21 protein-coding genes are annotated in these 21,665 nt (G+C 58.9%); 7 read left to right on the top strand and 14 right to left on the bottom strand.

Annotated features, from left to right (window positions below; translation table 11 throughout):
- Nucleotides 1-4: 4 nt before the first annotated feature.
- On the bottom strand, nt 5-1,300 hold the full coding sequence (gene waaA, locus LJ360_RS04750; RefSeq protein ID WP_264995424.1) for a lipid IV(A) 3-deoxy-D-manno-octulosonic acid transferase: 1,296 nt from the start codon (nt 1,298-1,300) through the stop codon (nt 5-7).
- A 127-nt stretch (nt 1,301-1,427) separates the two neighbouring features.
- Between waaA and lpxL the strand changes: the two genes are divergently transcribed.
- The 5 genes from lpxL (at nt 1,428) to LJ360_RS04725 (ending at nt 6,370) form a co-directional block, all read left to right on the top strand.
- Nucleotides 1,428-2,384, top strand: a complete 957-nt coding sequence (lpxL, locus tag LJ360_RS04745) for an LpxL/LpxP family Kdo(2)-lipid IV(A) lauroyl/palmitoleoyl acyltransferase (RefSeq protein ID WP_091851228.1) — start codon at nt 1,428-1,430, stop codon at nt 2,382-2,384.
- A gap of 15 nt (nt 2,385-2,399) precedes the next feature.
- Nucleotides 2,400-3,311 carry a lysophospholipid acyltransferase family protein gene (locus LJ360_RS04740; protein ID WP_091851225.1) on the top strand — a complete coding sequence of 304 codons (912 nt, stop codon included), beginning with the start codon at nt 2,400-2,402 and terminating at the stop codon, nt 3,309-3,311.
- A gap of 114 nt (nt 3,312-3,425) precedes the next feature.
- Nucleotides 3,426-4,283 (top strand): glycosyltransferase family 2 protein, encoded by an 858-nt coding sequence (locus tag LJ360_RS04735; protein WP_091851454.1) that lies wholly within the window; start codon nt 3,426-3,428, stop codon nt 4,281-4,283.
- A 3-nt stretch (nt 4,284-4,286) separates the two neighbouring features.
- The gene (locus LJ360_RS04730) at nt 4,287-5,444 is read left to right on the top strand and encodes a glycosyltransferase (protein ID WP_091851222.1); all 1,158 of its coding nucleotides are present in this window, start codon (nt 4,287-4,289) and stop codon (nt 5,442-5,444) included.
- Nucleotides 5,441-6,370 carry a sulfotransferase gene (locus LJ360_RS04725; protein ID WP_264995423.1) on the top strand — a complete coding sequence of 310 codons (930 nt, stop codon included), beginning with the start codon at nt 5,441-5,443 and terminating at the stop codon, nt 6,368-6,370. Before LJ360_RS04730 ends, LJ360_RS04725 begins: the two co-directional genes overlap by 4 nt.
- Nucleotides 6,371-6,386: 16 nt before the next feature.
- On the opposite strand, the gene LJ360_RS04720 is transcribed toward LJ360_RS04725, so the two are convergent.
- The 12 genes from LJ360_RS04720 to LJ360_RS04665 all read right to left on the bottom strand — a co-directional run bounded on the left by LJ360_RS04720 (nt 6,387) and on the right by LJ360_RS04665 (nt 19,798).
- On the bottom strand, nt 6,387-7,166 hold the full coding sequence (locus LJ360_RS04720; RefSeq protein ID WP_091851217.1) for an NTP transferase domain-containing protein: 780 nt from the start codon (nt 7,164-7,166) through the stop codon (nt 6,387-6,389).
- Complete coding sequence (locus LJ360_RS04715; RefSeq protein WP_264995422.1) at nt 7,154-7,798, bottom strand: gamma-glutamyl-gamma-aminobutyrate hydrolase family protein; 645 nt, start codon at nt 7,796-7,798, stop codon at nt 7,154-7,156. Before LJ360_RS04715 ends, LJ360_RS04720 begins: the two co-directional genes overlap by 13 nt.
- Complete coding sequence (locus LJ360_RS04710; protein WP_264995421.1) at nt 7,798-10,914, bottom strand: PEP-utilizing enzyme; 3,117 nt, start codon at nt 10,912-10,914, stop codon at nt 7,798-7,800. The genes LJ360_RS04715 and LJ360_RS04710 overlap by 1 nt, the downstream gene beginning before the upstream one ends.
- On the bottom strand, nt 10,895-11,560 hold the full coding sequence (locus tag LJ360_RS04705; RefSeq protein WP_091851209.1) for an HAD family hydrolase: 666 nt from the start codon (nt 11,558-11,560) through the stop codon (nt 10,895-10,897). Before LJ360_RS04705 ends, LJ360_RS04710 begins: the two co-directional genes overlap by 20 nt.
- A gap of 46 nt (nt 11,561-11,606) precedes the next feature.
- Entirely contained in the window at nt 11,607-12,245 is a 639-nt protein-coding gene (locus tag LJ360_RS04700; protein ID WP_091851206.1) for a hypothetical protein, read from the bottom strand.
- A gap of 25 nt (nt 12,246-12,270) precedes the next feature.
- Entirely contained in the window at nt 12,271-13,347 is a 1,077-nt protein-coding gene (locus LJ360_RS04695) for a glycosyltransferase (RefSeq protein WP_091851203.1), read from the bottom strand.
- Nucleotides 13,347-14,075 carry a hypothetical protein gene (locus tag LJ360_RS04690; RefSeq protein WP_091851200.1) on the bottom strand — a complete coding sequence of 243 codons (729 nt, stop codon included), beginning with the start codon at nt 14,073-14,075 and terminating at the stop codon, nt 13,347-13,349. The genes LJ360_RS04695 and LJ360_RS04690 overlap by 1 nt, the downstream gene beginning before the upstream one ends.
- Nucleotides 14,075-15,190 (bottom strand): hypothetical protein, encoded by a 1,116-nt coding sequence (locus LJ360_RS04685; protein WP_091851197.1) that lies wholly within the window; start codon nt 15,188-15,190, stop codon nt 14,075-14,077. The genes LJ360_RS04690 and LJ360_RS04685 overlap by 1 nt, the downstream gene beginning before the upstream one ends.
- A gap of 425 nt (nt 15,191-15,615) precedes the next feature.
- On the bottom strand, nt 15,616-16,965 hold the full coding sequence (locus tag LJ360_RS04680; protein WP_264995420.1) for an aldolase catalytic domain-containing protein: 1,350 nt from the start codon (nt 16,963-16,965) through the stop codon (nt 15,616-15,618).
- Nucleotides 16,966-16,974: 9 nt separating this feature from the next.
- Nucleotides 16,975-17,616 carry a cytidylyltransferase domain-containing protein gene (locus LJ360_RS04675; protein WP_264995419.1) on the bottom strand — a complete coding sequence of 214 codons (642 nt, stop codon included), beginning with the start codon at nt 17,614-17,616 and terminating at the stop codon, nt 16,975-16,977.
- Between the two features lie 102 nt (nt 17,617-17,718).
- Nucleotides 17,719-19,017: an O-antigen ligase family protein gene (locus tag LJ360_RS04670; protein ID WP_091851188.1), complete on the bottom strand. Its 1,299-nt coding sequence runs from the start codon at nt 19,015-19,017 to the stop codon at nt 17,719-17,721.
- 112 nt (nt 19,018-19,129) lie between these two features.
- On the bottom strand, nt 19,130-19,798 hold the full coding sequence (locus LJ360_RS04665; protein WP_177186041.1) for a 3-deoxy-D-manno-octulosonic acid kinase: 669 nt from the start codon (nt 19,796-19,798) through the stop codon (nt 19,130-19,132).
- A gap of 136 nt (nt 19,799-19,934) precedes the next feature.
- Here LJ360_RS04665 and LJ360_RS04660 point away from each other — a divergent pair, with 136 nt between their 5' ends.
- A complete protein-coding gene (locus LJ360_RS04660; RefSeq protein ID WP_264995418.1) occupies nt 19,935-20,225 on the top strand; it encodes a glycosyltransferase family 9 protein in 291 nt (96 codons plus the stop codon).
- Nucleotides 20,186-20,974, top strand: a complete 789-nt coding sequence (locus LJ360_RS04655; RefSeq protein ID WP_264995417.1) for a glycosyltransferase family 9 protein — start codon at nt 20,186-20,188, stop codon at nt 20,972-20,974. The genes LJ360_RS04660 and LJ360_RS04655 overlap by 40 nt, the downstream gene beginning before the upstream one ends.
- Nucleotides 20,975-21,175: 201 nt before the next feature.
- Here the strand turns inward: LJ360_RS04655 and LJ360_RS04650 are convergent, their stop codons facing one another.
- Nucleotides 21,176-21,583: a DUF6165 family protein gene (locus tag LJ360_RS04650; RefSeq protein WP_264995416.1), complete on the bottom strand. Its 408-nt coding sequence runs from the start codon at nt 21,581-21,583 to the stop codon at nt 21,176-21,178.
- Nucleotides 21,584-21,665: the final 82 nt, after the last annotated feature.

Genomic DNA, 21,665 nt, shown 5'->3' with positions numbered 1-21,665 from the left:
CGGATCAGGCCTGCCCGCCAGCGGCTGTGTTTCCGCCCTCCGGAGCAAGCCGCGCCAGCACGCCTTCAACCACCTGGTTGAGGGCGCCCCGGTTGGCTTCGACAGTCTCTAGCGCAGCCGTGCCAAGCCGGGAGGCCTCATCTGGATCCGAAAACAACCTCGCTACCGCCTCTCCCAGGCCTGCGCTATCTGACACCCGAACCAGGCCATGGTGCTCCTCCAGCTGCCGGTACACGGTCTCGAAGTTGAACACGTGGGGCCCGGTGATCACCGGCATCCCCCAGGCCGCCGGCTCCAGCGGGTTGTGGCCGCCTCGCTCGATCAGTGAGCCGCCCACGAAGGCAACATCTGCCGCGCCGAACATCACCATGAGCTCCCCCATGGTGTCGCCAAGATAGACCTGCGCCCCGGCGGCCGGCGGCTCCCCGGCCGAGCGCCGCGCCAGCGAGAACCCCCGTTGGCTGATCATGTTGGCCACCGAATCGAATCGCTGCGGGTGCCGGGGGACGATAATCAGTACGGCATCAGCAAAGGCCTCCCGTACCCTGGCGTGGGCCTCCAGCAGCTGCTCGTCTTCCCCCTCATGGGTACTTGCAGCGATCCATACCGGACGATCCTGGAACTCCTCGCGGAGCTCCTGGGACTGCTCTCGCACGGCGTCAGTGATGTTTACATCAAACTTGACGCTACCGGTCACCGAGATCACTTCTCCCCGTGCACCAATTTCACGGAACCGGCCCGCATCTTCATCGGCCTGAGCAGCAATCCAGTCGATTCGCCGCACCAAACCACGCGTCCATTCACCGAAACGCTGATAACCCCGGGCAGACTTCGCCGACAAACGGCCGTTAATGAGAAAGATCGGGCACTGCCTCCCGCTCACCCCGGTAATCATGTTGGGCCAGATCTCGGTCTCCATGATGACCAGTGCCCGGGGCCGGACACGCCTCAGAAAGCGTCTGACCGAACCCGGGGTATCGAAGGGCGCATAGGCATAGTGAACCTGGTCGCCAAACAGGGTTCTGGCCTGCGCTGCCCCGGTCGCTGTCATGGCAGTGACCAGGATGGGCACGTCGGGCCGGCGGGCCAGCAGCGCCTTCACCAGCGGAGCGGCGGCAATGGTTTCACCCACAGAAACCGCATGCACCCAGATCACCGGTTCGGACAATGCCGGAACCCACCCGAGGCGCTGCTGCCAGCCTTCGGAACTCGCCCCGTTGCGACGGGTGGACCACCAGAGATAAGCCAGGGCAAAGGGCAACAGCAGCCGATAACAGAGGGAATAAACGGTATGCAGCATGGAGGCTCCTGACTCGAACGTGAGGCCATTCTAACCAATTGACCTGCCGGTGACACCGGCGAACCGGCCCTGATAAACTCTCTCCCTTTGAGCCTCCTCATTGGCCCTTTGGAATCCTCGGTAAAACGTGAAGCGCAAACATCGCAAGAAAGAACGTGATCTGGATTACAGCCATTACCTTCATCCGCGCTGGTGGCCGACCTGGCTGGGTGTGGGCGCAATGTGGCTGATGGCTCGCCTGCCCTTGGGTATGCAGTGGAAAATCGGTAAGCTGATCGGCGAGCTGGCCTGGCGCTTCATTCCGCAGCGGAGACACATCGCCGAGACAAACATCCGCGCCTGTTTTCCCGAGCTCTCTGACAATGAACAACGAGCACTGGTCCGCAAGGCTTTCCACTCTAACGGCATTGGTTTGATGGAAATCGGGGTGGCCTGGTTCCGCAATGCGTCCGATTTCATGAACATTACCCGGGTTCATGGGCTTGAAAATCTGGATAAGGCCCGTGCCGGAGGAAAAGGTGTGATGCTTCTTGGCGGGCATTTCAGCACCCTGGACCTGGGTGGCTGCCTCTCCACCGAGGTCATCGAAGCGGACGTCATGCAGAGGGATCACAACAACCCGCTGATGAACGCCGTAATGACCCGGGCCCGACAGAGACGATATGGCGCCGTACTCGACTCCAAGGATTTACGAGGCCTGCTCAAGCGTCTGAAGGCCAATCGCACGGTCTGGTACGCCACGGACCAGGACTATGGCCGCAAGGGCATCGTATTCGCGCCCTTCTTCGGCATTCCTGCCGGCAGTATTACCGCCACCTCCCGCATTGCCGAGCGCAGCGGCTGTGCCGTGGTACCTTTCAGTCACTTCCGCCGGGACGACAAACCTGGCTATGACATTTACTTCCACCCGGCACTGGAGAACTTCCCGTCTGGCGACGACCTGGCCGACGCCACCCTCGTCAACCAGGCCATCGAGCGGGAAATCCGCCGCCAGCCTGACCAGTACCTGTGGATGCATCGGCGGTTCAAGACCCAGCCCAACCGGGATGACCCTGCCTTTTACGGCAAGAAACGCAAACGCTGAAGGACAATTCCACCTATGGCACTTAACAAGGCCTCCCTTGCCATCCTTGCGCTGCGACTGGCCGGCAAACTCTCCTTTGATATGGCGCAACGCATCGGCCGGGTGCTGGGCACTGTGGGAGGCTGGCTGCCAACCCGCTCCAAAAAGGTCACCACGGCAAACATCAGGCTGTGCTTTCCTGAGATGCCAGAAGACCAGCGTCGCCGCCTGGTTCGCTCCAGCCTGCGCCATACCGGACAAACCTTTATGGAAATCCCCCTGATGTGGGAGTGGCCGGTGGAGAAATGCCTGGGCCTGATCCGGGAGGTTGAAGGCCTCGAAATGGTGGACAGGGCACTGGCGGAAGGCAGGGGTGTGGTCCTTCTGGCCCCTCACCTTGGTAACTGGGAGCTGGCGGGTATTTATTTCTCCTCCCGCTACCAGATGGCAGCACTCTATAGCCCACCCCACATGGCAGAATTCGAAGACTACATGATCCGCGTTCGGGAACGGGCAGGCTCCACGCTGGTAAGGGGCGACCGCCGCGGCCTTGTGCGGATGGTGAGCATACTCAAGGGCGGGGGGATTGCCGGAATACTGCCGGACCAAAGCCCGGACAAGAACAGTGGGTACGCCTATGGCCCGTTCTTCGGACATAATGTACGCACCATGACCCTGGCGTCCAAGCTGATCGCCCGGTCAGGCGCTGCATCGTTTACCACCTTCGCAGAGCGACTCAAGGACGGGCGGGGCTTCCGTATGGTGATCCGCCCCACCGAACCCGGCATTGACAGTGCAGATCCGGTCGAAGCAGTAACCGCCCTGAACCTGTCGGTGGAAAAGTGCGTGCGGGAAATCCCGGAACAGTATCAGTGGGAGTACAAACGCTTCCGTCACCTGACGCCCGGAGAGATCAATCCCTACAACCCCAAAAAGCGCTGCAAGTAATCCGAGCCCGGCTCTATTCAATCGCCAACTGACTCCGCGATATCCCTGACGGGCAAGCCCGGGGCTGACTGTGTATAATTGCCGCTTGTTTTCAGCCTGAACCTGTCGGTACCTATGTCCCAGCACCAAGCAACACCGCAATCCATAGGCGTGGTGATCACCACCTATAACTCCCCTGCCTGGCTGGCAAAGGTGCTGACTGGCTATGAGAATCAGTCGAACAAGGACTTCCGGGTGATCATCGCGGATGATGGCTCAACCGACGAGACGCGTCAGCTGATCGAGCGCTTCCGTGACCGGGGCATCCTCACGATCGACCATGTGTGGCATGAGGATGACGGCTTCCGTAAATGCCAGATCCTGAACAAGGCGATCCGGGAAACCAGCTGCGACTACCTGATCTTCACTGATGGCGACTGCATTCCCGAACCGGGCTTTATTGCCACCCACCGGCGGCTGGCCGAGCCGGGACATTTCCTTTCCGGCGGTTACATCAAGCTCACCATGCCGGTATCCGAGAAAATCACCGACGACGACATCCGCAGCGGCGTGATTTTCGAGCCGGATTGGCTGGTTGCCAATGGCCAACCGAAGAGTCACAAACTCTGGAAACTGTCCCCCTCAAAGGGGTTCCGGAAACTGCTTAACGCCGTCACCCCGGCTGCGGCCAGCTGGAACGGCATGAACAGCTCTACCTGGACCCGTGACCTGATCGCCGTCAACGGCTTCAACGAAGATATGCAATACGGCGGCCTTGACCGGGAGCTGGGCGAACGCCTGTGGAACTACGGCCACAAGTCAAAGCAGATCCGCTACAGCACAGTATGTCTGCACCTGGACCACGCCCGGGGTTATTCGAAACCCGAGATATGGGAGAAGAATCGCGCCATTCGAAAGGCCGTCAAGGAACAGAAAACCTGGTGGGCCGAGAACGGTATCGAGAAATCCCGTCCCGATTCTGCCGGCGCCTGACCCATGAGAACCCTGGTCGTTATCCACAGCCTCAAAATGGGCGGCATGGAGCGGGTTGCCGTGAACCTTGCCGACGCCTTTGCCGAACAGGGCCATGACAGCCATCTGCTGTCCTGCCGTAACCGCCCCAACGACCTGAAGCCAGCCGACAACCGGGTTACCCTGCACCATTGGGACCAGCTAAAGCACCTGATGGCTTCGGTCATCGGTATCCCCGTGTTCCTGCTTTCCCGCCTGTTGCTGGGTGTGATATTGCCCCGCTCCCACTTCATGTGGGTGGGCTGGCTGCATGGCTGGCTACTGAAACGTCATATCCGGAAGCTGGAGAGACGGCACGGTCGCTTCGATCGCATCATTTTCCGGGGCCTGGGTACGTTCAAGTACTTTTGGTCTTTCCGGGATGATCGCTGCGTCTACGTGCTGGAAAACGTCATCCACCATGACCGGCCGTTGTGGCAAAAACGGTGGGAGTGGAAACTGGTTTTCGATGACCGCCACCTGGTTTGCGTCTCATCGGGTGTGATGGAATCCGCGAAAGAGGCCTTTGCCCTCGGCAGGATCCATCCGAAAAGCCTGAGGGTGATCACCAACCCTTGCCCGGTGGAATCGATCCAGTCGCTGGCGCAGGAAAACGACCCGGATATCCCTGACAAACGCTACATCGTCAACGTCGCCCGCCTGGTACCTCAGAAAGGCCACGCCCTGCTGATGGAAGCCTTCGCCCGGGCCGATATTCCACATCAGTTGGTGATTGTCGGCGAAGGCCCCCTGCGGGAAGAACTTGAGCAGAAAGCCAGGGATCTCGGCATTACCGAAAGGGTCCTGTTTGCCGGTAAACGCCGTAATCCCTACCCCTGGATGCGAAAGGCTGACCTGTTTGTGCTCGCCTCTGAATACGAGGGGCTGGGCATTGTGCTGACAGAGGCCCTGGCGTGTGGAACGCCCATTCTGTCCACAGATAGCCGTGGTGGAGTCCGGTTCGTTTTCCAGGGTGCACTTGAACGGTACCTGACACCACCGAACCCGGAAGGCCTGGCGGCGGGCCTGGAACGTACCATCCGGGAACTCCCCATCACAATCCGGCCGGAGTGGCTGGCGCCTTTTCGCAGTGACGTAGTGGTCAGTGCATTCCTCACAGCACCAGAGGAGCCAACGCCATGACAACATCGCCCCCCCTGCCCCTCAACATCCTTGTCGCAGGTATCTACTGGTCCGGCTCCGGGGCGGTTGTGGACTACCTGAAAGGCCACCCGGACTGTGTTGTGCCCCGGGGCGAGTTTACCGACTTCAAGCGCCAGGGCCGGATTGGCAGCATGCTCGAGGCAGCGTCGGGCAAAGAGGCCCGACAACTGGCACGCCGGATGTGGCTTGAAACCGCCCTTGGTAAGCTACCTGCCGCTGCGTGGAAGCAGCGCAAGGTGAGGACGCCCTCAGAACTCCCGCTAAAGGAGCAGGTGTTTCATAACCGCCTGAAGCTCGAGTACCTGAAGCAGTATCGCGCTCACCTTGCTGCGGGCGGTGCACCGTCCGACGATAGCGTGTGGAACCAGTGGCTCCAGGCGCTGGGCGCAAGGCTGGCAGGTCACCACAAGGCTGTGGTCTGGAACCAGCCCATCTGGGTAGGCAAGCACGAGGCATGCTGGCCTGGAGTGTTCAGCCCCTACCGGCTGGTGGTCGTTCACCGGGACCCGCAGGACCAGTTTGCGGAGGTGGTACGCCAGGGCAAGATCGGCAAACGTAAATCCGACCCCGCTTTCGACGACTCCGAGCAGGACGATATTGCCTATGTTCTCAAGGGGATTGCCGCAAAACTGGAGCACCTGAAGGCACTGGAACAGACCTTGCCTATGGGCCACCTGTTGACCGTCAACTTTGAAACCTTCGTAAAAGACCACTCCCGTGAGGCGGAGCGCATCACCCGGTACCTGGGCCTGGAAAATCGTCAGGGCAATGACGCCCCCTTCGACCCCAGCCAGTCCATCAAAAACATCGGCATTGGCCAGGAAGAAAAGATCCAGTCCATGCTTAAGCCCTACCGGCCACTGGTGGACCGGCTATACGAGCTTCGGGAACAACTCAGGGAATGATCGCCCGGCCGCAGGTTCAGTCAAGCAGGCAATAGGTGTCCAGTTTGCCGGAGGCCGCCATGGCCTCATAGGCTTCCAGCTCTTCGGCTGTGTCCACTTCCAGCCACCCGTTATCCACCAGGCAGGCCTGTACCGGCCACCCGGCATCGATCAGTCCCTGCACCAGGCTGGTCATGTACATGTTGTCGAAATCCTTGCCATCATAGCGGGCCTCTCGGTCGAGCCCGTCGAAGAATGCCTTGAACGCCGCCACCTGGTCACCACGGATCTTTACCAGGCCCATGTATTGAGCCTGGACCTGGTCATAGCTTTCAGGTTTCTTGCCCAGCTCCGTAACCTGTCCCATGTCGTCCATCCGGAAGGTTTCGGCGTCATCCAGCGGCTCATCCATGCGCAGTTTCCAGAGTCGTCTCCACGCCCGGTCCGCGGCCAGGCAGACCGGAGCATCGCAGTCGAGCACCGCCTGCAGGACACGGGGCTCATAGACAATATCCCCGTAACTGATCAGCAGGTCTTCGCCATCCAGCATCCGGTCACGGGCCGCAAACAATGTCAGCACCATGTTGGTCTGGTCAAAGCGCGGGTTAATCACTATGTCACTACCAGGAGCGTCCAGGTCACTCGCCCGGTAGCCACCAATAACGGTGATGTCGGACTCAACGCCGCAACGGGCCATGGCGGCCAACTGTCGGTGGAGCAAGGGTTTGCCTGCAAGCTCTACCATGCACTTGGGACGGTCATTGGTGTAGGGACGAAGCCGGGTACCCTGCCCCGCCGCCAGAATCAGTGTCTGCATAAACCTTCTCTGAAAATTCGGTTAAAAAGTGCCTTGTCTGCCTCCCGGAAAGGGGTCTCCCGCTCCGGGTGCCACATAATGCCTGCCCAGGGGAGGGAGTTGTGGGTAAAGGCCTCGATATAGCCATCTTCACTGAAGAGCTGGGGGATCAGTTCAGGGGCAAGGCCGCCAGCCGGCACACCCCAGTCGTGGAAACTGTTGACCTCCGTGAAGGCGTCGAAAGCGGTTTCCGATGGCGTACCCTGGAGCCGATGACGAACAGCGGTGTGCCCCGTGACGGGATCGAGGCGACCACCGATCCAGTGGTTGAGCATCTGCATGCCCCGGCAGACCCCGAGCACCGGAATCCGTCGGGAGCGGGCCAGGGACAGACATGCCGCTTCCGTCAGATCCCGTTCCCGGGCCTGGTTCCGGCCGTCGACCAGGACCGAAAGATCATTGCCACCGGTCAGTACCACGCCGTCCACGCCCTGGCCATCCAGCCACTGCTCCGGCGACCGCAGGTTGTTGGGAACCGGCAAGGCCACCAGCCCCAGCTCCTCCAGGAAGGGGGCCCACTGCTGATCCAGGCAGTCACGGCGTTCGCCGTGGGAGGCAACGACCTCCACCCGCTGGGTAATGGCAATGCGCATCAGTGAACCACCTCCAGCCGCTTGTTGGCCGGATCGAGCTCCACTACCGCAGCACCCGCCAGGCGGGCATACCGCGCCTCACCAATACCAATGGCCGCGGGCAATCCAAACTCTGCAGCGCGGATCGCCATATGGGAATTGGCGCCACCATACAGGGTTACCAGGCCCGCAATGCCATGGCCGAAGAGCCAGTCGTATCCCGGGTCAGCCTGGGGAATCAGGACAATGCGACCGGCCAGCGACGGGCGTTCTGCTTCGGCCGCCAGTCCGTCCGATGACAGGTCCACGCATTCCGCCTGAACCCGGTTGGCGCCAATATAATTGGCATGGCTATCCGCAAACAAAAAGCCCTGAAAGTCCTCCTGGCAGGTCAGCAATGGCGGCAGCTCCACCAGGGCCGCCCCCCTTGCCGCCTCATGTCCCTCTTCCGCCTGCTGTGCAAGCCAGCGCCCGACATCGTTCACTTCCGCGGTGCCCGCCCTCAGCGCTGAAAGGGCTTCAACAGGAATACGGGCCATCTGCTCGCGGTCAATACCATGGCCAGCGCCAAACTCCGCCAGGCAGTCCAGGGCCAGTGAAAGATGGCGGGTAAACTCGAACTTTGCCAGCTCACGACCTTCAATCGCGCCGCGCAGAAACCCCTCCACCAGCCCGGGTTCGGAGGGCAAGCCTGACTGTGCCAGGGCGTCCAGAAACGTATTGCGCTCAGCCTGCCATAGATCCGGGGTCGCCTGGCTGGCCCGGCCCGATGCACCATGACCGCCACGCTCCACCACCGGACGCAAGTAGGTATCCGGCAACTCTCCGTAGCTGGCCGAGGTAATATCGTAGGTGCCCGGGCGCAGGTGCCCCCAGGTTTCCACCAGCTCCGCAAAGGATCGCTTGCCTTGCCGAACCAGCTCCGCATCCTCGGTAAACCGGTGAGACACAGTGCGGATCGACTGCATGAAAGCTTCCTTCGCCGCCCCCGACAGTACACCCTCGGACACCGCTGAGCGCAATAACGTCACCGCCACAAAGGCACTGCGGGCCAGGTGTGAGAACGTACAGGTGCCATACCGCCGACACTCCTCCAGCAATGCCAACGCCTTGTCCAGGGGCGGCAAGGAAGTCCCACGCAACCGCTCGAAGCGCTGCCGGAACCCATCCACAGCGGCCAGGTCAGCCTCCGTTCTGTGAAATGCGGCGGTGGTTATGGCTCTTAGGCCCTCAGACAACTCGTCAAGCTCTCCGACACTGAAGGCCCCATGGGTTTGCAGGCGCTCGCGCCAGTGCTGGAAGTCAAGCGAGTAACAGGTAGGCACGACCTCGAACTCAACCTTGTCATGCAAGTGGGGATGGGCCTGCAGCCAGTCCAGGTAGAACTCCACCAGCCGCCCCGCCAGGTCATCGCTCAGGGTGGCCGGAACAAAGGAGTTAAAGCTGGCGCGAATATCAATATAGGGGTGGCCTGCAAACTGGACCAGTAACGGTTGCGGGCGCACATCCCGGTAACCGTATTCAGCCCTTTGCCGGGCCCAGACATCGTCCAGGATCAGGTAACGGTACAGGCTTGCGGCCAGGCGACCTGGCCGGGTGCCAATAATCTCGGCTGGATTCCAGTCCGGCATCACGCCAAACATCGTCCTGCGACCGACCAGGAAAGGACCGGGCGCCTGCAGCTCCGCAAAGCGTGCCTGTGCCCGCATCATGGCCTCTTCGGCCGCATCGGCGCTGTCCAGTTCATGCTGCACCGCAATGGGACGCACCTGGAGGATATGGATCAAACCGCCTTCGGAAATGGCAAATTCGATATCCAGCGAATCGAAATCCAACAGCGACTCTACCTCCCGCAACGCGGGTATCAGGCCTGCCAGGTTATCGGGGATATTGCGGTGTTCGTCCGGGGCGCTGCGGTGGAGAAAAAGTGTCTTGTGCTCCCGGCTTGAGCCGCTGGTGATGGATTCGGTGCTGCGAGTGATATCGTCGTAGTTAACCACATAGTAAGGCGCGCCGGTGGCGAGTACACGAGTGAACGCCACACCGCTGGCGACCACACTCTCCAGCATCGGCTGCACCAGCACCTGGTTCTCCGGGTGTCCATCCGGGTAGGACGCAATCACCTTATCAATCGCAGCACTCAACGCCTGCGCCGACGCCCGCTCAATGTTTAGCAGGCTGGTATAGGCGCCGGCGTTGGACACACCAAACCCATCCTCCGACAGTGCGCTGCTGCGCACAACCAACCGGCCGGAATCAGCAAGGCGGCGGGAAATGTCTGAGAGAATATCAGACGGATTTTCCTGCCAGGCTGACACCGTGAAGCTGACCTGGTCCTCAATACGACTGCAACTCACCATCCCCTGTAGCCGATGCAGGGTCTGGGCCTTGGTTCCCAGGATGAAACGGCTGAGATCACTGGGGTCATTGAGTTCCGCCCAGTCGCCAGCCACGTCCACGGCTTCCGTGGAAAAGCCCCTGACCCGCAAGTATTCCACCAGCTGCGAAAGGCTGCCGCTGCGGAAGGCCCCGGGGAGCTGGTCCCGGTGCTGGTCAAGGTATGCCACAACCCGGGGCGACAGCTTCACCAACCCCACAAATTCCGCATCCGCCAACTCCGGTAAAATATCACGCCCCAGCCGGGTCACCTGGGAACCGTGAAGATTGACCTTTTCACACCGGACAAGGTCGTCGCCTGTGCGGTCCACCCGCGACCGCCAGTGGGTGTCCACCAGCATAGCGATATCGGCGGTATTGTCAGCCAGCGCGCTCACAGACGACTGACGAAACAGAATGTCGGCAAAGGAAACATAGTGGGTGAAACGGTCATTCAGTGGCGCTTCCAGCAGTGATGCCGCAGCGCCGGTAGTTGCCCAGTTGGGGTTAACCACATAGTGGAGGTCAGGGTAGCACTGGGCCACCTCATCCAGCTGGTAGCCACCGACAAAGTGAACCTCCGGTTGCGCACTGGCCATGGCATGCAGCAACCAGTCCAGAACCCGCCGGTGGCCAGTCGTGCCCCTCAGAACGCTGTGCTGCTCGCCACGAAACGGCTTGCCGGCACCGAGGATGATCAGGCGGTTATTTATCGCCTTCCCGGAGGTATTCACCACAAACTCACCCACCTTTCTGCTCAATGAGGGATACGACAGAGTCAATTCCCTCAAGTTTTAACAATGCGCCAGCAAAGTCATGGTCGGACTCACTCCAGCGTCTCAGGAACACGAAGTCCAGCCCGGCCCGGGTCGCCGCTTCGATGTCATAGCGGCTGTCACCCAAAAACAGCGCAGGCTTGCGTAGAACACCAGACTGGATTGCTCGTAACAGGATTTCGTCCTTGGTATCCGGGCTACCATAGATGCCCCCGTCAAAGTATTCCGCCAGACCACGCTCTGAGAACACCGCCCGCAGCTCAGCCTGGTCACCACCGGAAACCACCAGCCAGGAGGATCGCGGCGTCAACGCCCGTAACCGCTCCAGCCCTTGTGCCACCTCGCAGGACAACAACCCTTCCCAGACATAGCCCGCGTAACACTGAAGCAAGGTGTCGAGTTCTTCCTCATCCACCTGTTCACGGCCGACAATATCGGAAAGGAAGGTCCTGAACTTGATGTAGCGGGAGATTCCGCCATTGCTGATATGGTAGTCGACCAATGCCCTGGCCTTGTCCGTGCCGTAGGGCTCCGCGGCGCGATAGAACGCATCGGTTTTGACCCGGTTCGAATGCAGCAACACACCGTCACAATCAAATACCCAGGTGGAATACGCTTGCAGTGACGACATAGTTTCTCCGGTCAGTGGTGACGGCAAGGACCTCGGCCCGGCCACGTCAGGGCACCTGCCGCAATTGTGGCAGGTATTTCAGGGCAGAGGTATGGACACAGCCCAACTGGGCCGGGAAAGGCTGATCCATCAACATGGCGATCGCAAAGCGGTGACAGCCCGCTCCGGAAAATATCGGCTCGCCTTCCGGACCCAGATGCATGAGTATGCCGCCCACCTCACGATAGTTGTCCGGATCCAGCTCCTGCCGTGAAGGAAAGCGCCCACGTTGCAGCACATCCTCCCGGATACCGTCCAGGTTATCAAAACGGGCCTGGACATCCGCCGGCGTCCGGCAATGGTCGGTAACGCCCGTGGGTGAAACGGCAATACGGCTGAGCATGAACTCGATGGCACCAGCCTCTTGCCAGTCCTGGCCGTCGCGCCAGTGATTCCAGCAATAGGTCAGCTTTGGGTGGTTCTCAAAAGGCTGCTCCAGCTCAGAGGGCCATTGCCGAATAACCTTGCCCGACATCTGCCGGACCCGCGAGCCCAGGTGCTTCGCCAGGTCTGCGGCCTCGATATAACGATGACATGCGGACGGCTGGATCCATACCCGCTCGGCATAGCGCGGAGCCCGTGCACCATAGCGGAGCCGGTTTAAGGCATCAATCCAGACAGCCCGAAGCTGGTATTTCAGAGACAAGTTACGCCCTTATATCACGCGTGGTTTACTCACGCCCAAAAAACAGTCGGTTGGTTTCCCGGATCATCCGATCCATCCCGAATTCTGATTCGATCCAGGACCGAAGCTCGCTTTCATCAAACCGCTGTTCGCCCCGGATCAGTGAATCAATCGCAGCGGCCATGGCTTCGATATCATCGATATCGACCAGCACGCCATAACGGCCATGCCCCAGCAATTCCTCGCTACCGGGCACCCGCGTGGAAACCACAGGCACCCCATGACTCAGGGCTTCATTCAGCACATTCGCCATGCCCTCATTGCGGGAGCACAACAGGAACAGGTCGAGCCCCTTGAAGAAACGGTGCATGTCCTTTCGGTAACCAAGAAAGTGGATGCGACGGGATTCCGGGCGTTGCTCGATAGCCGAGCGGATCTCCTGCTCGAACTCGCCTTCACCGGCATGGACTACGTGAACATGTTCCGGCAACCTCGCCAGTATGTCCGGCAACTGGTCGAAGCCTTTCATGGGGCTGAACCGCCCGGCACAACCCACGATGACCGACTCCTGTGGAAGATCGAACATGCTGCGGAAGTCCAGGGAATCTGCTTCTACGGATGGTCTGGCAAAACCGTTGTAGACCCGTACCACGTTACCTTGGTCAAAGAACCTCGGGTACTTCAGCATATCCTCCCGGAGCGAGTCACTGTTGACCATCAGGATCGCCCTGAATACCCGGAAAATGAGGAAGAACTTCACCGGACTTTTCACCCGACGGGCAATCCCGAGGTAAAGGACAATGCGATCAACCCCTGCAAGCCTTGCCGATAGCGATACCAGCCACCAGTCCTTCTTCAGGGCCGCAAAGACCACGTCCGGCCGCAACCGGCGCAGGATCCTCACGTAACTGGCAACAACGAAAACGTTGAAGTCGCCCCCACGGGACTTCACCTCAATCACCGAGACATTCTCAAGGCCATCAAACCGGTCTGCGAAGTAGCCCTTGAGCAAAACCACATAGACCTTCACCCCACTTTCCCCAAGAAAGCGGGCACGCAGCAGGACGTTTTTCTCGATGCCTCCCCAAACCGTGGAGGGACAGAAAAGTACGGCTGTTTTCATCAATGCCTATCCCTTTTTCGGCCACGTAGCTGACGTTTCAGATTTCGACGCGCAAAACTCAGGTTCTCAAGCCTGTGGGCGATCTGCAGCCACAGGGACCCGCTCTCCTCTGGCGTCAGGTGATGCCGGGCTTCAGGGCAGCTTCGCAAAAAACGGTCCAGTTCCCGAGCTTTCTGAAGCCGAGGAAAAACCCTGGGCCGCTTCAGGCGGAAATCGATAAACACTACCTCACCATCATCACTGATCAGGAAGTTAGCCAACTGGGCATCCGAACGCAGATACCCCTGACTGTGTAAAACTCTCAGAGCCCTGAGAACCGCGGGGGCATCCTCACCGTTTGGTCGGCGCCCCTCAATAAATCGGTAACAGACAAACGAATCTGTCACCATGCCATAATGGCGCAACTCACCGGCAATCAGCGGCTCAGGAGCTTGAAGACCCAGCCCTGCCATGCGCTCCAGGTGCCGGAAAGTCCTCAGGGCATCGCTACCGCGAAACAAGCTGAGAAGGCGCTCCCACCGGCGCCGGTTTCGAGCTCTTGGGACTTTGAGCAAAAGTGTATGTCCGCCGACCCGAACCCGGGCACTCAGGGTTCGCCAGTTATCCCGGAAGACCTGTTCCCGCTCAACAGCTCCATCACGGATAGCCTCACCCAAAGCCAAAGCCGTATCCTCACCCTCTGTCGAGAGCAGCCGCCAGGGGCCGAGATAATAAAGCCGGGAAGTCATCAGAAAAGGGCCCGGTTTACTGCGCCGTACGCCTTTTGCAGCTCCTTCAGGTAGCCTGCCAGGTCAAGCTTCATAACATATTCAAAGCGCGCGTCGCCCTGTATAAAGCCGTTCGACCATAGCCGATGCATAATCCTGTACTGCAGAACCGGGTCGTGGGTCTTGATGAAAGAGCGGGTATAGTCGGTTTCCTCATTACCCGCTTCCCGGTATCCGGCAAACCTTCCCGAGGACAACATAAGGTCTGTATTGAACACACAGATCGTTGAAGGCCTGAATCGCAATAAGTCCAGCAGGGCATTTGGCCCTGCGTTCAGGTGGGTATCAGGCAAAAACCATTGCAGGGATGTCAGTTGTCTCAGGTTGGCCGGGGCGGGGCGGAAACGGGAGCAACCTTTCCCGTTATGGCAAACGCCCCAGCGCAGCTCCGAAAACACCGGCGCAAAGTCAGACTCAGCAAGTGTCTTCGACTGAGCGTTATTGTAATAACTGACGTCAACCCGCTTGCCCTGAAAGCGCGGATCACGTCCCCGGTTACCGCCCCGGTAACCGAACTTGACCACCACATCGTAACCGTCAATGTCAGGGCCGGACTCTACCTCCGAAGCCACGGGGCCCACCACCGCAATACTGCTGCCCTGGATGAGGTGACCGAACTCAGGGTCAGCAGGAGAATCCCCCCAGAGAAGACCGTCGGCGTCACCTTCATGGCCGCCCGACATCAATCCTGAAAACCAGCGCACCTGCGAACAGCGCTGGGGCGCGCAGCCTGACGATTCCATCCTCTCTAACCACTCAGCTGCCCTGTCGTACTTTCCCTGCTCGAGACTGGCGTAACAGGCCATTGTCAGTTCAGACAGCCTTGCCTCAGGAGCCGAGGCATCCTGTATCATCCGTAGCACCGCCTTGTCGCGGAGAGTGGCTGCCGGCTGAAAAAAGCCCAGTCCTATGCAGAGTCTGAACAAATCAAGCCAGCCAGAAGCTGGCAGCAGGGATGTGTCCAACGAGGCGGCACGGGCCTCGACGCTTTCAATATCACCCGCAGCAAGTTCTGGGCGACGTGCAGCGCTGACTTCCAGTAGTTCCCGCCAGAAGGCCTGCAGCGATTCAGACATGGGGTATCCAAGTCGACGAAAAGCTTTGTTCAGGCGCGCCAACGCGGCGTGTTCTGGCCGGCACACTGCGCTGTCCTGAACATAGCCATCCTTCAAAACATGGTAACGCCACCAACGGTCGCTACGTTTTCGACGATCAGTCAGATAACCAAGCATGCTGAGTCACATTGCGTATATGGACTGCGTAGGCAGCTCATGTCGGGTTGGTGTCACCGCCAGCAACTCCCGTGCACCGGTTGTTGACTGATATTGCGTCAGCAAGTCTTTCATTTCACGGGTGCGCGGGTCATCAGCACTGTACCCGTCAAAACCGGCAAGAAGCACTCTGGCGGACTCTCCACTGGCAGCAATAGCCAAGGCATAGGCAACTACCAGTGAGGTCGGCAAGGTGCAAGATCGTTCACCGAAAACAAAGGTTCCCGCCTCTACCTGCAAACCAAAATCCAGGACCTCTTGTTGGCAAGTGATGTCCTGAGATCATCGCTCAGAGCTGACCAGGGGGTGATAAGGGGCTGTGGCAAACGAGTGTGCGCCTGATGATCGGCGAGCAACCTGACCGGGTGACACGCCACGCGATAATCGATCAGGGCGGAATCCACTTCTGCCTGAGTGTTTAGCGCAATAACGACGGGGTTAGTTCTGCGAATAAAGCGTTCAATGGCTCCACGGTGGCGACGCACTCCAGGTCCCGTGCCAAGCAGCAAAATTTCCCGGCCTCGCAAAACCTCACTCGGGTACCAACTGCCGCCCTCTGATTCCCTGTAGAAGTGCCTTGCCGTATCCAGGGCATCAAAACTGAACTTCTTGCCGCCATTAATCCTGAGGTGCTCGATAACAGCCAGCACATCCTCCTCACTATATCGGGAGTCACTCAGCATTTCCTGGATATAGGTCGGGTGAATGCCGTAACGGCCCGCCAGATAATAGTAAGGATTGGTTCCCCAACCGTAACGCTCCTGCATTGGACGAAAGTCTGTCTTTATTACCTGCATGAGGGGGACGATTGATATCGTCGTCCCCCTGGCGCTAGCGACTTCAATTGCCAACTCCTCGGTGCGGGCGTTTCCGGGGCCGCGGCCCATACCGGTCACGGTGGAGTCGACCCAGGTGACCCCGGCATCCATCGCCGACAGCGTGTTCTGCAACGCCATACGCAGGTTATCGTGGGTGTGAATTCCGATCTCGCCCTTCCAGTGACGTCTGAGCCAGGACACAATTTCGCAGGTTTGCTGCGGCCCCATACTGCCCAGACTGTCAGCAAAGTAGAGAACATCAACCGGATACCCTGCACAAGCCCGGGCCAGGGCCTCGACCTCAGATTGCTCACGGTCGGCCACCTGCATCAGGTTGAACCCGACCCGATAACCCCGATCCCGGAGCCAGAGACTTGCTGCAAGGGCTTCTTCAAATTCGTGGACATGGCAGGCAATACGAACCAGGTCAACCGGGGAATCATCCGATCTGGCCGGAAACAGTGAAGCCAGAGGGCCTGATACCGGACCAGCGCCAATCAGCTCGGAGGCATTTACCATTACCCCAATACTCAGGGTAGCGGGCAACGGTAAGCTGGCCAGGAACTCATCGGTGGTGTAAGCACAGGCGCCTCTGAAGCCGTCTCTGCGCAGAGACCGAAGCCCCATTTCAACGACATCGACACCAACGGCAGACATCGCCGCGAGATAGCGCTCGATCAGTGCGGGGTCGAAATCCCAGTCGTTGTAATAGCCACCATCCCTCAGTGTACAGTCCAGCAGGGTATACTTCGCAGAACTCATGCGCTTCTCCTAGGTCTGTCCGACACCGGCAGCAAGCATCGCCTCGGCGATCAGGAAGTCATCTTCCCAGTCGATGTCAAAACCCTGGATTTTATCCAGCACGTACTTGAAGGGGCGTTCGCCGATCCTGTCTCCGGACGACCGATACACCTCTGAAGGGGCGAGAAAAACTGCACTGTTCACCTCGTAAAGCGGCTCCAGTGTCTGGGTGCGAGGCCACTTTTCGATACCCCTGTCATAGTTGACAGGTCCGTTCTTATCCCACAGAAACCCCCGAATCTCCGTAACCGACATCAGCGAGTCATAACCTTCTTCCCGTCGCCGCAGGTACTCTTCAATCATTTGATCGTAAGCTTCTGCATTAAGGAACGGAGAAGTCACATGAGTCCATAGAATATCGCCGTCAGGAATCTGCCCACCTGCGTATTCAATCAACTGGTCCGTACTCGTGCTGCTCGCGGCTAGTGCATCATCCCGTTCCCGGATCACAAGCCTTTCATCATTCACCGTTTTTGCGTAGCGGATGATATCCGGATCATTGGTTGACAGGAGGACCTGGTCTATCTGACGACAGGCCAGCAGTTGACGAAGCTTGATCTCGAGCAGCCCGAATTGCCGGCCTGCGATAGGCCGGATATTTTTCCTGGGCACCCGCTCGCTACCTTTCCGGCAGGGCAAAAAACAGGTTATCGTCAAAGCTCGCTTCTCCCATTCCTGGGCGCCAGAGTTATAAAACCACCGTGCACACGATGTTTAAACAGAATGTGCATCAGGAGCCCCCTCATCTGCACGCTCCTCAGCCTTGAGCGTACCCCAGACAAATACCACCACGAAGAGAAACATCATTACCCCGATGTTTCGTTCCAGCATGCTTTGTGTCAGGTTGACAGCCCCATGCAGCATCAGGAACAGCGCACCAGCAAGTCCCACTGCCCGAACTGCGGGTGATCCGTGCCGGGCTTTCTTCAGAAAGAGGAAAAACGGGACCAGCAACAATGCCAGGTATGATACCAGCCCAACCAAGCCGTAACGGGCCATATTGTCGATATACTGATTATGAAGGTGGCGATAACGGGCAACATTTTGGTGGACCTCGCCTGACCCGGCCATCGCGTCCACCTTAGTCTCGATGCCACTGGGCCCGATGCCGATGAGCGGGTTCTCGCTGAATGCCGCGAGTCCAGCCTTGTACATATCCAGCCGTAAGCCTACCGAGGTATGATTTACGCCTTCCTCGAAATAGCCTTCGACTTGCTGACCGGCAATGATTGTACGCTCCCGTACCACGTCAACTGACACCATTACGGCGACCAGCAGCCCCAAGGCTGCAAGAATTATTGGAATCAACCACTTCTTGTCCAGAATCCGATCGCGATAAGCAAACAAAATGACCGGAACAATCAGGGGAATCGCAACCCAACCACTACGGGTCCCTGATAGAAAAGAGGCAACCAAACCTCCAGCCAGACCGCAAAGGAACAGGACATTCCAGAGGAATCTGTATCTTTGACGAGATGCCCAGGCCAGGCCGGCCAGGGAGAGACAGCTTAGAGCTAGCGCTCCGTTTCCATAATGAATGGGGTTATCAAAGCTCTGCAGGCGCGCAGCACCTCCGAGCCCCCACCGGTACAAGGCGAAGCCACCCGTCAGGGCGCCACCCAGGCCCACCGCGAAAAAAAAGGTGTTTGCCCGAACCGGCACCATGAGAAGGAACATCAGTACAAGCGACGCGCCCAGATAGCGGGTGGACAGATCGAACTCAGAAAGCCCTTCTCCATGCATCATTAGTAACAAGGCCTGAAGAAGGAAATAGCCAAAGAGCGTAGCGATCAGCAGCCAGCTTTCCCTATCTACCCTAGTGCGGAGGCTCGACCAGCCAAATATCAGGGCAACCAACGCCATCAGTAAGAGAATGGCAGGCCCCATATCGTACGCCCACGCCGTTAACACATAGAAAACAAGGTACGATCCCATCGCTGCAATCGTCACCCAGGACACGAATACCCGTAGTCTACTTTCAAACACCGGCCACACCTCTAATTCCGGGTACATCTGCGCACAGATTGTTCCTGATAAACAACAAAATCACCTTCGAGACCACCAACGACCACCGAGACAGACACCAGGAATGGAATTAGCTACGGCGATCACGGCCTGACTCACCTTACCCATGGTACTCGTTAGCGAGGGATTGCCACAGCGCGGTGCGTCGCGGCGATGTTACCTGGGTGATACGTTTGGCAACAGATCTATGTAAACGATCGAGATTCCGATTGCGCCAACTTCCTCCAGAATCCGCGAGCCGCAACCGGCACCGATCAAAATCAATAAGATAAACCTCACCACCAGCCACCAGAACGTTGTCACAGTTCAGGTCCACATGGTCCAGCCCTGCGTCGTGAAAACGGCGAATCGTCCGCCCCACCTCACGCCAAAGCCCTTCATCCTGCAGGTTATCCACCTCCGGGAGGGGGACCGCGCCAGGAATGCGGCGGATCAGGATGGCCGCCTCGTAAAAGAGGCCATACCGTTTAGCTCTGGCGGCTATGGGGTCGGGAACGGGCAGGCCCTGGTCATACAGTCGCCTGAGCAGTTGGTATTCCCGATACGAACGGGTCCGCTGCCAGCCGGTAAACACATACCGACGCTCCGACAACCGCGCTATCAGACCTCCCCGGCGATACTGGCGCAATACCATTTCGCCCTGATCGGTATCCACGAACCAGGCGCTGCCGCGGCCGCCCGCGGATACCGGCCTGGCCTGGCTTCCCCACCAGTCGGGATCAAGCCAGTTCCCGGAAACCCCTGGACAGGCAGGATTTGTAATCAGCATCAGACAACCTTCAAGACAGGCCCTGCCGATTCGGCACAGACGACACCAGCGGCAGTAGGCTAGAATGGGGCGCAGTTTAGCAGGAGCCATGCCAACGGCTCCACCTGTTAAAAACCGAACAGTCACGAGTGGGCCCTTGATCAACTCCATCTGCATCCTCCGTCTTTCTGCCATTGGCGATGTTACCCATGTGATTCCTGTCGTGCTCAGTCTCCAGGAACAGCTGCCCGGGGTAAAAATCACCTGGATCATCGGCAAGCTCGAGGCAAGGCTGATCGGTGACCTGCCCGGCGTGGAGTTTATCGTTTTCGACAAGAAGGCGGGACGCAAGGGGTACCTGGACTGCGCAGGAAACTCAAGGATCGGAAGTTCGACGCGCTGCTGCACATGCAGGTGGCGTTCCGGGCCAACCTGGCCGCTGCCCTGATTCCGGCAAGGGTCAAGATCGGCTACGACCGGGATCGGAGCAAAGACCTGCACGGTGTGTTCGTGAACCGCCGGATTGCGCCGGCACGCCACCAGCATGTCCGGGACTGCCTGGCCAGTTTCCTGGAACCCCTGGGCCTTGAGGCCGCACCTCCCCGCTGGCAAATCCCACTCAGTGAATCGGACTACGAGTTCGCCCGCGCCCACCTTGCGAGCGACCGCCGCAACCTCGTGATCAGCCCCTGCGCCAGCCACACCCTTCGCAACTGGCCCGCCGAACGATACGCCCGCCTTGCAGACCACGCCATCCGACAGCATGGGATGAAGGTCATACTGGTGGGCAGCCCTGCACCGTTCGAGGCCGAATACTGCCAGGCGATAGAAGCCAGCATGGAAGAAGCTGCCCACAACATCTGCGGCCAGGATACGCTCAAGCAGCTAACCGCCCTGCTTCAGCAGGCCGACCTGGTGGTCGCCCCGGATACCGGCCCGGCCCACATCGCCAGCGCCATGGGCACCGACGTACTGGGCCTGTTCGCCGCCAGCAACCCGAACCGGTCCGGACCCTACAATTCCCTGAAATGGTGCGTAAACCGGTATCCGGAAGCCCTGAAGAAGTTCACAGGCAAAACCGTGGAGGAGGCCCGCTGGGGAGCCAAGGCAGAGTACGAGGGCGCGATGGAGTTGGTGACGGTAGAGGATGCGACGGCGATGCTGGACCGCTGGGTGAGGGGCCAGGGAGAGGCCTGACCACAGGTTCCCAAACACCTACTCTGCCAGCCCTGCCGCCAAGGCAACAGGACCGTTGATGGTAAATTCCTCTGGAGTTCGTTCGGGCTGTGCGGAGACTGTTTTTAACCCGGAAAAGGTGTCTGAGCGCAGCGAGTTCTTTTCCGGGTTAAAAACAGTCTCCACGCAGACCAGCCCGCAAACCATCAGGCTAAAGAGAAATCACTTCCGGGCGGTATAGTCCTGGTAAGACTTCTCCTCGACAAACCGCGACCCCAGCGCCAGGTTCACGTCTTTCTTGATCGCCGCCCGCTTGTCATTGGTCACATAGACCGCCCGTGCCAGCTCAATAAACTTCGGGCCGAAGTCCTGGGCCGCTTCCTGGTCACGGATATCGTCCTCGATGACCCACAGCTCTTCGTTAACGGCCTTCAATTGCTTGCGTAGCTCAGCAATATCAGCAGCCTTGTCACCAACAGCCTCATCCCAGGTCTTGCTGAGCTCTTCCAGCTCAAGCCGTACGTTTTTCACCTTGGTTTCGTCCTTGATGCGCTCGGACTTGATCTCAAGGATGGTGATCTTGTCCAGCACCTCACCGAAAGAAACGGGAACCCTGATAACGTCTGCCATGGTCTTGGTCCTTTGCAAATACGGATCTCAAAAATAACAAAACCGCCGGGCTGAAACAGCCAACGGCGGTCAGGTGAAATGC

Source organism: Marinobacter sp. AN1, assembly GCF_026013985.1.
Taxonomy (GTDB): Bacteria; Pseudomonadota; Gammaproteobacteria; order Pseudomonadales; family Oleiphilaceae; genus Marinobacter; species Marinobacter segnicrescens.
This window is presented reverse-complemented; position numbering and strand designations above follow the sequence as displayed.